Below are 238 nucleotides of genomic sequence, written 5' to 3'. Positions count from 1 at the left end.
CCATTCGTGCGGCCGACATCCCACAGACAATGCCGGACGGCCGCCTTTGGAACAACGCGTTCCACGTGGTCTCTTCGACCGGCGAAGTAGCCAGATACACAGGCGTTATCGTCAACCTGACCATGGAAGCTCGAAGCGAAGTACTGACGTTGCAACCTGGGCAGGTGGAGATCGTCCAGGTAAATATTTCTTCCAACTATCTGCTTGAACCCGATACAGACTATGAGCTGACACCGCG

1 protein-coding gene is annotated in these 238 nt (G+C 55.0%); it reads left to right on the top strand.

The window, feature by feature from the left end:
• On the top strand, positions 1–238 hold a 238-nt coding region (locus KVS69_RS20485), incomplete at both ends, for a hypothetical protein (protein WP_217540176.1).

Source organism: Stenotrophomonas sp. GbtcB23 (genome assembly GCF_019091045.1).
Taxonomy (GTDB): Bacteria; Pseudomonadota; Gammaproteobacteria; order Xanthomonadales; family Xanthomonadaceae; genus Stenotrophomonas; species Stenotrophomonas rhizophila_A.
This window is presented reverse-complemented; position numbering and strand designations above follow the sequence as displayed.